Genomic DNA, 14,775 nt, shown 5'->3' on the forward strand with positions numbered 1-14,775 from the left:
TTATTTCATTATGTGTACAAAGACAGCTAAACCCTGCACTACTGAAGAAATGACGCGATAGCAATAGCATCTAAATCTTCTTCAGTAGTCAGGCGATATAAAATTAAATAAACTTTTATTAAGCAGTTTTCTTAATCGAACGGGTATTAACCAATTGATTATTCAACACCACTTGATGCCCACGTTTTGTATCCACAGTATATTGCGGCTCTTTAATGGTATCGACATAGATCCAGTCCGCTTGAACCTGCGTTGCAGTAAAGCTGACATTTAGATAACCACGTTGATTTAGATTGGTATAATCCAACTCATCAATCAGTGTGGTAAACGCCATTTCAAACTGCTGTAACTGTTCCACTGGAATATTGAGATACTTTTCAATTCCCGGCGATGACACTGAACTTGTCGCCAGCTCGACACCGACAAAATCACCCGCCTGACTATACAACTCTGATGACCATGCATTATGGGTATCACCTGCCAGCACTACGACCTTCTTGTTCAATGCTTTTAAAGTGTTATACAGAATTTCACGTTCAACATAATAACCATCCCAAGCATCTAAATTATAAGGTGCGACAGTAGTTAAACGTGCCTTTTCAATTGCGGTCAATGTTGGATCGCCCTGTAGCACACGCATTTTCAGTTGCACTAACTCCATGATCATCGTATTGATTTGATTTAAAACCTCTTGAGTTGCGTTTCCACTCAGAACTGCACTCAACGGTACCAGTAATTCAGCAGGGATTAATATCTTACCCATCAACACTTGCTGACCCAATACATTCCAAGTTGCCTTGGATTGAGCCAACTTTTGCTGTAACCATTCACGTTGGGTATACCCCATCAAGGTTCGATTCTGATTGGTTAAGTCAGTCTGAAAACGTTGAAAATCCATACCAGAAGCGGTGATATAATCGGTATATTCCAGTTGCTTATCTCTGGCAAGGATACGGGTATCTAACATGGTCAATTGCACCAGTGTACCAAAGTCAAACTGACGATAAATATTGAGATGATCATTTGCGGAAATAGGACGAATCGGCATCCATTCAAAGTACGCTTGTAATGCTGCAAGTTTACGATCGAGGAAAGACCCTTCATTGGCTTGGTGATTTTCAGCACCATCTCGCCATGTATCATTTGCCAACTCATGATCATCCCAAATCACAATAAATGGGTGACGGTGATGCAATGTTTGTAAATCTTTGTCTTTACGATATAACGCATAGCGTTTGCGATAATCATCTAACTTGATAATTTCTTGATTATTGTCCGCAGCCAAAGTACGTCCTAACTTCACTGCATCTTCTGTTGCATACCCACCTTGACCATATTCATAAATATAATCACCCAAATGAATCACCACATCAACATCTTGCTTAGCCATTTCACGATAAACATAGAAATACCCTGCCGGATAATTCGCGCAAGAACATACCGCAAAACTGACCTTGGTCGGATTGATTGGTAATGTTTTGGTTTGTCCAACTGGTGAAAATTTATTGCCAAAGCTAAAACGATAGAAATAGCGTTGATCTGGTTTTAAGTTTGTGGCATCAACTTTCACCGTGAAGTCTTGTGCTTTTGCTGTGGTGACTTTGTCTGTTTTAATGATTTGCTTGAATTGATCATCTAAAGCAATTTCCCAAGTCACTTGCAAACGTGCACTGCTATCATTGGGCGTTAAGCGTGTCCATAAAATCACGCGATCTTGTAAAGGGTCTCCACTGGCAACCCCATGTTCAAAATTGACTTGTAGTGTTGTTGATTCTCGATCTGAACTGTCATTACATCCCGTAAAACCCGCAGATAAAGACAGTGCACCAAAACCGAATAGGCTTTTTTGAATAAGTTCTCGTCGTGTAATTTTGGCTGTCATACTTTACTCCTTAAACTATGGCTAGATTACAAATACTAAATAAGACCTAACTTTATTTATTCTCTACGGTCCCATTAACTAGATTGATTCATTGAATACACATGCATTAATTGAGAATATCTAGCGATTTTTCCGTATCATAAATTTTTTCCAAACTGATAATTCTCCGCTTATCATATCTGTCACTAAAAATTTCTTTTCTAAGCACTTCAATTGATTTTTCCTGATCAAGCATATTTAAATCACGCTGCAAAATTTCACCTCGCTTTTGCATATATATTTCTGCTTGGTTTTTAAATTGCGCTCTTGATTGATCAACAGATTCCATCCGCTCGGTCACTTCAGGACCAAACACTTTTAACCGCTCCTTGCGTATCTCTTCCTGTGAACCTCCTCTATTTTTTATTTCCTGAACTTTACGAGATACATCGTTAAAGTCTTTATTAAACTTTATGGCCTTTCTCGATTTTTCGGGCAGGTTGCTTATCGCTGTATTGAGTTCCTGTTCAATTTCATCATCTGTCATCCCTGTAGATTGATTTATTTTTAATACAACCAACTCATAATCTTCAATTTTGTCACTTGCACCAAATAATGCCTTTATCTCAAAGGGAGTGAAAAATCTTGCTCGGATAGATCTAATCGCATCTAACAGTCTTTTCGCATTTATATAATTCGCTTGATTTTTCGAATGTGCCTTATGGGTTAAAATGACCTGATCGGTATATTTGACATACCTAATCCATAAATCCTTTACGATACTTTGAGTCGGATCAACCAACAGCTTATTGAAAAAATTTAAACCAAAATTGGTAGGATCAGATTCAGTTGGATTATTTTTTAGCAACTTATCAAAACAATCCTTGGTCATATTATCCAAAACAAAAGTTTGATTTGTATCAAAACTTAATTCACAGTAAATATTCCCTCCAAACGCATCAACCGCAATGGGTATAAAACCATTGCTTGGTTTTATACCACCTATATTTAAAGCGGTCGCTTGATCTGGCTTTAAATCCTCCTGATTGTTTGTCTGTTTATCTATTGGCTTAAACACAAGCCATAGAAAACAAACAATAACCACTAGAAAAAAAGATGAAACTAAAATACTTTTTTTCATTTAAAATCCCTGATTTTTTGTTTTAAATAAAATCAAGCTATATTTATTCTTTATAGATCAATATAGCCCAAAGTCAATCACATATTATTTTTCTTTAAATAATTTGTATGATCTTTTAAAACATCAATTGGGTTTGGAATTGTTGCCCATTTCGTCGGTGTTTGAACCCAACCCCAATTCCAAGGCCAGCCTGAAACTGAGAATGATTCATCGTATTTACTAAATGTTCCTGACTGTTCTCTATGTTTCCAGTTATAAATTCCTTTTAAGTTTCCTAGACGACTACTACATACCGAGACCGTACCATCATGTGCTTGGTTGGGAAATAAATTTACCACTTCATCAATTTTTCCCGTCCATGATGTCATATAAATAGGATAGGAATTTCCATCGGATCCTTTGATAAAATATCGATCAGGTGTATTGGGTAGATTATAATCGCTTGGATTAGCTGTCTGTTTTAGACATTGAGCAGAAATGGGAATACCTTCAGGGAATAAAGTATTAAAATCTTGCATACTTTTGGCACTATTGGCTCGGATCCCTTCAAGCAAATTAATATAATTTAGACTGTTACGACGATAATCTTCATCTGGTAATTTTCTAACACCCTCACCGCCCCACACCCAGAACGAGGTGTTGGCATTAAAGGTTTTAATATCATTTTCATCTAATCTGCCATCAATTATAATTTTATGAAGTGCACTTAAAAAATCATGTCTATAAATGATATTTTGCAAAAAATTCAACACAGACTGTAGCGAAGAATAAGGCAACATACTGCTAATATCTAATTTCCCAGTTGCTTCATATTCTTGGATATTTTGATCAGCAAATGGACTTCCCCGATGTGGAGAACCAACAGTCGCGATGGAGGACACCAACTCAGGTTTAACCCCAAGCGCATAACGGGATGTTGGTCCCCCTTGACTATGTCCTACTAAATTAAATTTAACGTCATCACGATAGTAAGTCGTTTGGATATACTGTAAATGCTTGATTAATTCTTCACCACGATATTCATTGCTATTTAAAGGACTTATAGAAACAGCTATGGCTGGTGTGGACTGTTCAGCCAATTGAGTTAATGTTGAGCCCCAGTAGTCATAAATAGAAAATTTTCCTAAAAACTTTACATGTTCTGCCCCAGCTAAGCCATGTACAAGCACAATTGGTTGAGGACTATTTTTATTTTCATAGCTGTCTACAATTGGATTTACATTAAAACCCGCAAAAGAATAGCTTGAATAAACTACTGTTGAAATTAAAAATGCCCACTTGGATAAAGTAAAATCTTGCATACGTACTCCAATTTATAAAAATTTTCTTGTCATGGTCTATATCGTCGTCTCAAACTAAAATACATACCAAGATTCACAAATCCTTCGTGCTGTCTTATCGATTGGTATTGATTTAAATCATTTCTTAAAGTTATAAAAGTTGTGGAATTTTATTGATAAATATTCACAACACAGTGTTAAAGTATAAAATTTAGAAATATGCGTATTGACATTTCACTACGAATTCATTGACAAATTACGACAAATATAAAGACCGATATGTATAAAGTATTTTCTTTTAGGGTTTTAGTAAATTCAATGGAATTAAACATACAAATAAAAATCACTTGAATAATAAAAAACTTATTATCTTAAATGCTTAATTATTATTTATGATGATGAAATAAAGTCAGGGTATAAATACAAAATTAAAATCATACCATCCAAGGTTATTATTTAATTTTCATTTGATTAATATAATAAATACAACCAAACCAACTCATTATTTATACAAGTGATTTATATCTAGTCATTGATCATAAATAAAGCATATATTTTTGTATAAACTTTTAGAAACTATTGGTTATCAATTCATTTTTTGTACTTTGAATCATAGATGGTTGTCTACCATAGGGCGACATGGATGTCGCTGTTGGGTGGGAGTACATATTTTTAAATGCTTCATTTTTAAACGCTTCATTTTTAAATATAAATATCCCACCTCACATATCTAAGTGACTAATAATTAATAAATTACAGATCAAAATCAATAATAATTTTAATCACATCTGCAGGTGCCGATGCCGCCAACTCAAATGCTTGAATACTTTGATTAAAATGAATTTTTTTTGAAATTAGCGGTTTCACATTAATTTGACCAGAAGCAATCAGCGCAATAGAACGCTCATAATCATTTGCGTAACGGAAAATTGAAATCGTCTCAATCTCTTTGACCTGCATGGCAACAATATCTATCGGCACAGCATGTTGTGGCATTCCAACAAAAACCAGTTTGCCCGCAGGTTTTAGACAATCGGGCGCTGCTGCAATTGCGCTTGCATGACCACTACAGTCAACAAATAGGTCGACACCACCGACAAAGTGCCGTTGCACAAAGCACTTTAAATCTTCCTGTTCGACATTACATGCAATTAAACGCTCACCATAATGCTGGACTAAAAAATCCAACTTTTGCTGTTTTACATCCGTAATGATAACTCGACTACAACCTGATGCGAGTAATGCCAATGCCATTAAAGCACCAATCGTCCCTGCACCAGTAACCACAGCAGTATCACCAGGTGAAATACCCACTTTGCGAGCCACATGTACACCTGAGGCCAAAGGTTCAACCAGCACTGCTTCTTCAAGGCTGACATGATCTGGTACCTTAAAGGTTAAGTTTGCAGGATGGACCACAGTCTCACGCAATACACCATGTACAGGCGGTGTTGCCCAAAACTGAATATTCGGATCAAGATGATACAGACCCTGCATCGCTTCTGGAGAATTTGGCTCAAAAACCCCAGGCTCCATACATACACGATCGCCTATTCTTAAATGTTGAACTGCTGAACCTACTTCAACAATGATCCCACTCGCTTCATGCCCCAGAATCATTGGTGCATTGACAATAAAATCACCAATTCGACCATGCTGATAATAATGCACGTCACTGCCACAAATACCCACTTTGGCAATTTTAATGCGTACATCAGTTGCGCTTAGATATTCATTGATCTCAATATCACGAATTTGCAGTTTGTCTCTTTCTTCCAGTACCAATGCTTTCATTGTGATTGCTTCCTTGGGTGTTGTTTTCCGTTGTTGCTTTTTTTGTTTTTGACTTTCTGCTGCTGCTGACTTATTCCACTGGGTTGTGTTGCAATGGTTGATGTCATTTTTAATTGAGTCATATTTTCAATTGAGTCGCATTTTTAAAATGAGCGATCTTATAAGACCACTCATTTTTGAATAATCAATTAAAGCCTTACCACCAATATTCCAATTGAGCACCAAAGTTTGAACCACGATTCACATTGTGAAAATTGTTAGTCGGCATCACCAAATCACGCATTTTTTGCTCATTATCGTTCCAAAATGCATAGGTATAATAAAGGCGCAGTTCTGGACGATCATAATAGCCTGTGCCCTTTATCGACCAGGTTGGTGCCAGTGTCAATTTGGTCAGATTACGGGTTTGGTCATTGGCCTTAATTTGGTCATAGCCAATTTCAGTGGAAATTTTAAAATGATCTTGAACCACATACGCCACCCGAGAGCCCACTGAAATCCAATCACGATCTTGTTGATCCTTTAGTTGGTCTTTTTGGTAAATAAATTGAGCTTGTCCATTGAATTTCTTACTGTCTGAGCTCCAATCCAAGATTTCAAGAAAGCGCAGTGAAGAAGTATCACGATCCAGCTCAGGGTTACCGGTATAACTCAGCCCGATCCCAGCGCCTTGACCATATTGTAGGGCCACGGTATTTTTACCATTCAATACTTCAGCAGTAACATTTTGCACGGTCAATGCCCAGCCCATCTCATCTGCATCAATCAATGACAAACCAGTATTGATTGTATTTTTAGAACCGATTGGAATCCCTTTGACTGTCACATCATGTCGATTGATATATTTTTCCTGAAATACATTGTCTTTTCGGGAAAACACATAACTTAAGGACAAGTCATTGATTTTATAATCATCAATACCGAAGCCAGTAGCACTCTGATTCCAATAAAAGAAATCAGTCATGTGAATGTCATTACGTTGATAAAATCGCCTACCTGCCCAGAGATTTGCCCCATTCAGATAGGAAATATTTCTCCAATCCAAATAAATTTGATTCATTCGGGTAAAACCATTGTCGTCATTAAAACTTAATGTTTGCCCATATTGGTTATAGAACTGAAGCATTCCTTTGATGTTCAGTTCGGAATTATCTTTTAATTTGATCAGGTTTTGTTGGGCAAAAAACTCACCGTATTGTTCACATTCATTGCCAAGACGATACTTAGTCGGCGCCCCCGTGAGTCGAAAACACTCTTGTATTTTGCCATTTTCAGTTGCACCGATTCCCGTACGGAAATAGCCACCAAATTCGATCGCAGATGCAATTTGCGACAATAAAAAAACCGCTGTTCCAACAATCCATAAGTTTGTTTTCATGTTAAATTCCTTTTTTAAGCATGAGTTTGCCTTATCCCTCTGATTCATTCAGTTGGATGGAGTAAAGAGCGCACTCGTTAAAGTTATATTTATTTCAATTCGATTTAGAGTTTAATAATGAGATAAAATCATCTCCTTTAATTCATCTCATTGCCTTTATTTTCAAGCACATTAGGCTTGATTTTTACTTAACGTAAATCCACAGGAAGTAAGTCTTCCGCAATATTTTGATAACACACAGGACGCATAAAGCGACGAATCGCCAGCGTGCCTACAGAGCTTGCACCAAAGTTTGTTGAAGCTGGATAGGGTCCGCCATGAACCATGGCATCACATACCTCAACCCCAGTTGGGAAACTATTTGCAAGAATACGACCTGCTTTACGTTCCAGCACAGGCAGTAATTGACTTGCAACGTGATGATCTGCTTGATCAAGATGAAGCGTACAGGTAATCTGCCCCTCAAGGGACTTCGCCACGTGCATCAATTCATCGATATTTTTAACAATAACCACTAAACCCAGTGGTCCAAATACTTCTTGTTCTAAGGTCTTATTCTCCAGCCATGCTTTGCCTGTTGTAACAAACAGATAAGGACTCGCATTACGCAAATCACTGCTTGAACTAAAGACTTCACTTACATCTGCTGTATTTGCCAAACGTTGTTGCCCTTCACGATAAGCCTCGGCAATCGCATCGGTTAACATAACCTGTGCTGGAACAGATTCAAGTGTTTTTACAACAGTTTGAATATATGCATCTGCTGCTAAACCTTCGATCAACACGGCGACCCCAGGATTGGTGCAGAATTGACCTGCGCCTAATGTCAATGATTCAGCCCAGCCTTTGGCAATTTCAGCACCACGATTGGCAATCGCATTGGGCAAAATAAACATTGGATTGACAGAACCCAGTTCACCAAAGAACGGGATCGGTTCTGGACGTGCAACACAAAGATCATATAAAGCACGTCCACCACGCAACGAACCTGTAAATCCAACCGCTTTAATCAACGGATGTTGTACTAAGCTTTGACCAACATCTAATGCTCCACCGTGGACTAAACTAAATACACCAGCGTGCAGTCCACATTTTTCAATCGCAGCATGAATCGCTTCAGCAACAATCTCCGCTGTACCTGGATGTGCCTCATGCCCTTTAACCACAACTGGACACCCTGCGGCCAATGCCGATGCTGTATCCCCGCCTGCTGTTGAAAATGCCAGCGGAAAATTTGATGCACCAAACACTGCAACTGGTCCGATTGGGCGTTGCATCAAACGAATATCTGGACGTGGCAATGGCTTTCGATCCGCAAGTGCAACATCATGCCGGCGATCCAAAAACTCACCTTTCAAGATATGTGCAGCAAAAAGTCGCAGCTGCCCCACAGTACGCCCACGTTCTCCTTCCAGTCGAGCCTTGGGCAACCCTGTTTCTTGGGTTCCAATCTGGGTAATCGCATCTGCTCGAGCTTCGATTTCATCAGCAATGACATTGAGAAAAGTCGCGCGCTGCTCAAGCGTTGAGTAACCATAAGTGCAAAAAGCATCTTCTGCCGCTTGGCACGCTTGATTGACAAGTTCACGATGACCGACAGAAAAACGAGATACTGAACCATCAATCGGGTTATTGGTAAAAGTCTGATCAGTCGCAATCCACTTCCCTGCGATTAAGTGCTGACCATGTGGTTGAAAAGACATTGTGCTTTTTCCTCGATCAAGTTGAGTAAATTAACCAAAATAACGGACGCGGAAAGCATCAATCAGTACTGCAATAAAAATCATGATTCCTCCAATCATTCCGACATAAAAAGAAGGCACATTGATAATTGCAAGTCCGACCTGAATGATCGTGAGTAGCAATACACCACCCAATACACCTTTCACATTGCCACGCCCACCAAATACACTGACACCACCAATAATGGGCGCCGCAATCGCATAGAGTAGATAGCTTGAGCCTTGATTTGATGTAATCGCCATTTGCCATGAAGCCAGTAAGAATCCCGCAAGAGCAGCAAGAAACCCAGAAATGGTATAGGTCATAATTTTGATACGCTTCACTCGGATTCCTGCAGAGAGTGAAGCAGCAGGATTTCCACCTACAGCATAGATTGAACGACCTAAAACGGTATGTTTCAACATCACGCCAATAATCAACAACATGATCAGAAATACCACTGGCATTAATGGCCAAGTCCCGAGGGCTGCTTGCCCAATCCAGGTATAAGCTTCTGCAAAATTATTCAGTGTTTTGCCTTGTGTTAAGGCCAAAAGTGCACCTTGAAGGATGATCATCATTGCTAGAGTTTGGATCAGTGCAACCATTTTTAATTGGGTGATACACCAACCGTTAAAGAACCCAATAAAAGTACCGACCAATAAGCCCAGTAAAATCGCGGCAAACCAAGGTAATCCCCAATCAGAATAAGCAAGTGCGCCCACAGCAGCGGAAAAACCTGCATTTGCTGGAATTGAAAGATCGATTTCAGCAATCAACAATGGCAATGCAACAGCCAAACCCAAAAGCCCTAAAACGGTTGCCTGCACCATGATATTTTGCAAATTAAAAACGGTAAGAAAGTATTCATTAAATGCACCAAAAATGATGACCAAAGCGATCAACCAAATCCAGACCACGTTGTGGAGCACCCAACCTAAAATTTCGCGGGTATTTTTCTTTGCTGTAATGTTGGTGATCTTATTGTCTGCTGCTATTTCATTACCCATTGCATCTCTCCTTACTCATTGCATCTATCCTTATGATTGTCTCGTGACATCACGCCTGAACGGATGCGCGTAGACGGTCGACGGTAATCTCCTGACCCGTCAATGTTTCTTTTACAGTCCCTTGATCAAAAATACACACCCGGTCGACCACACGAATCAATTCGTCCATATCGGTTGAAACAATGATGACCGCAACACCAGCACGACTAAGTTCATCAATGATGCGCAATACATCTTGTTTCACCCCAATATCAATTCCACGTGTCGGTTCATCCACCATCAGCAATCGTGGCTTTGCTGCCAACACTCGTCCTAAGCACACTTTTTGTTGATTACCACCACTCAATGTATCCACTGCATATTCAGCATTGGGGGCTTTCACCCCCATTGCGTTAAAATAATGCTGAATCACCGAATCCTCTGCCTGTTGATCGATAAATCCCAATTTTGAGCGTTGTGATAAAGAAGAAAGCGCAATATTCGATCCAATTGACATCTGTCCCACCGCCCCATCATGACGACGATCATCAGAAAGATAAGCAATTCCCATATCAAAGGCTTCATGTGGAGATGTTGCTAAAGCTTGCGCATCTTCGCCATGCATTGAAATTGAGCCTTTTGCAGGATGCAATCCAAAGATTGCCCGAGCAATTTCTTTGGCACCTGCGCCAGGCAGACCTGTAAATCCAATCACTTCGCCTGGACCAATGTTCAGTTGTTGCAAGGCCAAATCTTTGCCATATATATTTTTTAAACAAACAGCAGGGATTTGACCGGTGTAATCACATCGCTCCCGTTGAAAAAGCGCAAGATCTCTCCCGATCACCAACTCAGTCAGTTGTTCAGAACTCATGTTACTCACATTGTCAGAACCACCTGCCAAACTGCCATCACGTAATACAGTCACCGCATCACAAATTTCAAGAATTTCATCGTTGTAGTGTGAGATAAAGATAAACGTTACCCCCGTAGCTTTTAATTTATGCATAAAATCAAATAACTGACGGCGATCAGCAACAGTTAATGCCGCTGTTGGCTCATCCAAAATAATCACTCGACCACCAGAGAACATCGCCCGTAGAATATTTAACTTACGTCGTGCCACCGCATTTAAATGCCCTGCTAGCGCTTTGGCATCGATATTGGTTCCTTCAAGCATGCGACTTGCATTGCCACGCAAAGTTTTCCAATCGATAAAGCCTTTTTTATTCGGCCAAATACCCAGCATCAGGTTTTCTTCTGCGGTCATGTTGTCAATGATCATTGGCTCTTGTGTCACCAAGAAAACCCCAGCGGCTTCCATTGCTTTGACATCAACATGCTCAAGTACACGACCATTTAAAATAATTCGCCCAGATGTGGGGGTGACTTGTCCCGAAATGATGCCAACCAATGTGGATTTACCTGCACCGTTTTCACCCAGCAAGCCATGAATAGAACCTTTACCAATCTCAACCGTGACACCGCGTAGTGCTTGAACCACACCATAACTTTTGGTCACATTGTCAATGCTTAGGATCTTCTCATTAATTGCCTTATCAATATTCCGTTCATGTAATCCCATTTTTTCTCTCAACATTGCTTATTTGTCATCACTGGAACAAGTCTGCTTTACTCAATGCGAATTAAGCATAGGGAATGCCCCAATCCTTCTCAGCCACTGCCCCCCAATGTCTTGCATCACTTGCATTGTCCTTATTGATGACAAAAGCAGGAATAATCAGTGTTGGTCCTGTTTTACCTTTTACGATGACGCCTTTTTCCCAAAAGTACTTGGTGTTGTGGTATTCACCCAAAGGCACTTCTGCATTCTTCAATGAATGCTTAGTTAGCATTTCAACTGCAATCTCACCATAAGCGATTGGGTCTTGGGATACACATGCATCCATATAGCCTTCCTGAATCCATTTCAAAGCAATTGGTTCACCATCAATCGTCACGAAAATAACATGGCCTTCCTCACCGACCTTCTTCCAACGATTTCTTTGTTGCAATGCAGTCGCAATACCGCGAGCAGGAGAATCTGAAGGTGCATGTACAGCATCTAGATCAGGATGCTCAGATAAGGTAGATAAAGTTACCGCCAGCATTTTTTCCAGTTGCCCTTCAGTCGGTCGAGACAAATAGGTAATTTCTGGGTATTTCGCAAAAACTGAATCCATGCCTTCTTTACGTAAACGCCATGCCACAGAAGCCAAAGCACCAAAACAATTTAAGACTTTACCTTTTGGCTTTCCGTACTTTTTGACCAGACGACTTACAATCTCCTCTGCAGCAATGACACCGCCTTGAAAATTATCAAAACTCACAGTAATTGCGACATCACCACCATCCGCAGGCGTATCGATAATACCGACAGGAATTTTTTGCTGGTTATAGCGCTGGATGGCAGAAACAATCGCCTGACTGTCTATTGAATCTGAAATAATCGCCGATGGTTTTGATAAGAGTAAGCTCTGCCACTGCTCAAGCTGACGGGTACTGTCAAAGTTTGCATTGGTGGCTTGAAACTCGCCTGAGTTGGCTTGCACCGCACGTTTAACAGCTTCTTCCTGAATCACAAAAAAGTAGTAATCAAGACTTTTATTGGAATATGGAATTGAAAGACGAGTTGCGGTTGATGTAGAACGACTACATCCTATAAGCCCTCCCCCCAAACTCAGTCCTATACCTGCTGCAACTGCGCTTTTAAATAGATTACGGCGGGTTATTCCGCCCTGATTTGATTTTGTCATTGGAATATCTCCTTTATTCCTTATTTATTAAATCTAGTAATACTACATTTTCAATTAAACTGTCAATAACATCCCATACAGAATATTTAAAAAATAATCTTTAGATACAATAAATAGATACTTAAAATTAAACAATAAAAGCTTAAATATATAATAAACACGGATATTTAAGAGAAATATCAACCATTTTATTCTGGTAAATCGATTTTAGTTTTATAACCATAAAATATAGTTTTACTATATTATCGCATTTTGACGTAAGAGGTTCCATCAAAACACGCCACCACCATCCCCACCGCTTCACGGGTAAACAGACCATTTTCGACCACACCCGGAATTCGATTGAGCTCAATCTCTAATGGTGATGGATCTTTGATTATTGGCCCACAATGGCAGTCTAGAATAAAATGACCACTGTCTGTCACGACGGGTTGCCCATCACGCATTCGACGTTCAATCCGTATATTGTCAATACCATGTTCTGCAAGTACACGTTCAACCATTACTAAGGTTTGCTTCCATGCAAATTGCACCACCTCAACTGGAAGCGGAAAGCCACCCAAACAATCGACAATCTTGGTTTCATCACAAATACAGATCATTTGTTTAGAAGCATGTGCGATGATCTTCTCCCAAAGCAAACAAGCACCACCGCCTTTGATCATATTAAACTGATGATCAACTTCATCTGGACCATCAATGGTCAGATCAATTTCACCGATCTCATTGGGATCCGTGATTTCAATCCCCACCTGTTGTGCCACCTCAATGGTTGAACGAGAAGTGGTGGTACACCTCAGGGTTAATCCATGTTCTCGGATGTGTGCACCCAACTCTCGAACAAAAAAATGCGATGTCGTTCCAGAACCTAAGCCCAATTTCATACCATCATGGATAAAATCCTGAATTACTCGGCGTCCTGCTACTTTTTTTGCCTCATCCTGTTGATTACTCATTCAGTACTCCTGTTACTTACGCAGCTTCACTGCTACTTTTTAATTGATCAAATCTTGTCCGTGTGCCATAAATCAAGCGCCGGCAATTGATCAGGAAATTGACTACCACTTGCGATTGCAATGGCAGTGACTAACATATTGGTCACCAGATGATGGTTCAGACGTGAAGCCAACGGCGTCATAAGCTCAGTATGCTCATAAGGCTGCACGGCAATCAGCACATCTGAAATCTGTGCCAATGGACTATCATGTGCCGTAATCGAAACCACTTTTGCACCACGTTTACGGGCAATGCTGGCAATCTCAACCATTTTCCGCGTATGTCCAGACTGCGAATAAATCAAAATAACTTCTTCAGGTCTGGCGCTATCGGCATGAATACGTTGGTGCTTTGTACCAAGCAAGGCCTGACAGCGGATACCCAGTCGTTGAAATTTATGTTCTGCATCCACAGCATTGATTTCAGACATTCCTGTAGCATAAATGCCAACCCAATTTGCTGCTTGTAGGCAACCTGCTCCCGCCGTGATTTGCTCTGGCACTAAATCTTCAGCCAAGCGCTGAATTGCATTCAGTGAATTACGGCAGGTTTTCCGCACAATATTTTCAATACTGTCATTGGGAATAATTTGCTCATAAGCAAATGGTGCAGATGGCACTAAGCTCTGCGCCAACTGAAGTTTTAAATCCTGATAACCCTCAAAACCAAAACGGCGGCAAAAGCGCATAATGGTTGGATCACTGACAGAACAGACTTCAGACAGACTCGCCATACTCATCTGGATCACTTCAGATGGTGATGTCACCACAAAATCAGCCACACGTCGTTCAGCACGATGCATATTTTCACTTTCTTGAAGAATCCGCTGTAACAAACTGACGGTCATCCCACCACACT

General features: G+C 40.1%; 11 protein-coding genes. All 11 read right to left on the reverse strand.

Going from position 1 to position 14,775, the window contains the following annotated elements:
- Window positions 1-118: 118 nt before the first annotated feature.
- Window positions 119-1,882, reverse strand: a complete 1,764-nt coding sequence (locus PYV58_RS13825) for an alkaline phosphatase D family protein (protein ID WP_034616083.1) — start codon at window positions 1,880-1,882, stop codon at window positions 119-121.
- A gap of 106 nt (window positions 1,883-1,988) precedes the next feature.
- On the reverse strand, window positions 1,989-3,002 hold the full coding sequence (locus tag PYV58_RS13830; RefSeq protein WP_034616080.1) for a lipase secretion chaperone: 1,014 nt from the start codon (window positions 3,000-3,002) through the stop codon (window positions 1,989-1,991).
- Between the two features lie 77 nt (window positions 3,003-3,079).
- Complete coding sequence (locus PYV58_RS13835) at window positions 3,080-4,303, reverse strand: alpha/beta fold hydrolase (RefSeq protein WP_034616079.1); 1,224 nt, start codon at window positions 4,301-4,303, stop codon at window positions 3,080-3,082.
- 732 nt (window positions 4,304-5,035) lie between these two features.
- Entirely contained in the window at window positions 5,036-6,076 is a 1,041-nt protein-coding gene (locus PYV58_RS13840) for an NAD(P)-dependent alcohol dehydrogenase (protein ID WP_034616076.1), read from the reverse strand.
- Between the two features lie 196 nt (window positions 6,077-6,272).
- Window positions 6,273-7,454: a carbohydrate porin gene (locus PYV58_RS13845; protein ID WP_034616073.1), complete on the reverse strand. Its 1,182-nt coding sequence runs from the start codon at window positions 7,452-7,454 to the stop codon at window positions 6,273-6,275.
- A 188-nt stretch (window positions 7,455-7,642) separates the two neighbouring features.
- Window positions 7,643-9,157 (reverse strand): aldehyde dehydrogenase (NADP(+)), encoded by a 1,515-nt coding sequence (locus PYV58_RS13850; RefSeq protein ID WP_034616070.1) that lies wholly within the window; start codon window positions 9,155-9,157, stop codon window positions 7,643-7,645.
- 30 nt (window positions 9,158-9,187) lie between these two features.
- A complete protein-coding gene (locus tag PYV58_RS13855) occupies window positions 9,188-10,186 on the reverse strand; it encodes an ABC transporter permease (protein WP_034616067.1) in 999 nt (332 codons plus the stop codon).
- Window positions 10,187-10,235: 49 nt separating this feature from the next.
- Window positions 10,236-11,765, reverse strand: coding sequence for a sugar ABC transporter ATP-binding protein (locus PYV58_RS13860; protein ID WP_264673507.1), 1,530 nt, complete (start codon window positions 11,763-11,765; stop codon window positions 10,236-10,238).
- Window positions 11,766-11,811: 46 nt separating this feature from the next.
- A complete protein-coding gene (locus PYV58_RS13865) occupies window positions 11,812-12,921 on the reverse strand; it encodes a sugar ABC transporter substrate-binding protein (protein WP_004820493.1) in 1,110 nt (369 codons plus the stop codon).
- Between the two features lie 242 nt (window positions 12,922-13,163).
- On the reverse strand, window positions 13,164-13,877 hold the full coding sequence (gene rpiA / locus PYV58_RS13870) for a ribose 5-phosphate isomerase A (RefSeq protein ID WP_034616061.1): 714 nt from the start codon (window positions 13,875-13,877) through the stop codon (window positions 13,164-13,166).
- A gap of 47 nt (window positions 13,878-13,924) precedes the next feature.
- Window positions 13,925-14,764, reverse strand: a complete 840-nt coding sequence (locus PYV58_RS13875; protein ID WP_004721513.1) for a MurR/RpiR family transcriptional regulator — start codon at window positions 14,762-14,764, stop codon at window positions 13,925-13,927.
- Window positions 14,765-14,775: the final 11 nt, after the last annotated feature.

The organism is Acinetobacter sp. TAC-1, from assembly GCF_029025845.1.
Taxonomy (GTDB): domain Bacteria; phylum Pseudomonadota; class Gammaproteobacteria; order Pseudomonadales; family Moraxellaceae; genus Acinetobacter; species Acinetobacter guillouiae.

Excerpts from the sequence above, each read along its gene's own strand:
- PYV58_RS13825 (WP_034616083.1), bottom strand. The coding sequence starts at position 1,882 with ATGACAGCCAAAATTACACGACGAGAACTTATTCAAAAAAGCCTATTC.
- PYV58_RS13830 (WP_034616080.1), bottom strand. The coding sequence starts at position 3,002 with ATGAAAAAAAGTATTTTAGTTTCATCTTTTTTTCTAGTGGTTATTGTT.
- PYV58_RS13835 (WP_034616079.1), bottom strand. The coding sequence starts at position 4,303 with ATGCAAGATTTTACTTTATCCAAGTGGGCATTTTTAATTTCAACAGTA.
- PYV58_RS13840 (WP_034616076.1), bottom strand. The coding sequence starts at position 6,076 with ATGAAAGCATTGGTACTGGAAGAAAGAGACAAACTGCAAATTCGTGAT.
- PYV58_RS13845 (WP_034616073.1), bottom strand. The coding sequence starts at position 7,454 with ATGAAAACAAACTTATGGATTGTTGGAACAGCGGTTTTTTTATTGTCG.
- PYV58_RS13850 (WP_034616070.1), bottom strand. The coding sequence starts at position 9,157 with ATGTCTTTTCAACCACATGGTCAGCACTTAATCGCAGGGAAGTGGATT.
- PYV58_RS13855 (WP_034616067.1), bottom strand. The coding sequence starts at position 10,186 with ATGGGTAATGAAATAGCAGCAGACAATAAGATCACCAACATTACAGCA.
- PYV58_RS13860 (WP_264673507.1), bottom strand. The coding sequence starts at position 11,765 with ATGTTGAGAGAAAAAATGGGATTACATGAACGGAATATTGATAAGGCA.
- PYV58_RS13865 (WP_004820493.1), bottom strand. The coding sequence starts at position 12,921 with ATGACAAAATCAAATCAGGGCGGAATAACCCGCCGTAATCTATTTAAA.
- rpiA (WP_034616061.1), bottom strand. The coding sequence starts at position 13,877 with ATGAGTAATCAACAGGATGAGGCAAAAAAAGTAGCAGGACGCCGAGTA.
- PYV58_RS13875 (WP_004721513.1), bottom strand. The coding sequence starts at position 14,764 with ATGACCGTCAGTTTGTTACAGCGGATTCTTCAAGAAAGTGAAAATATG.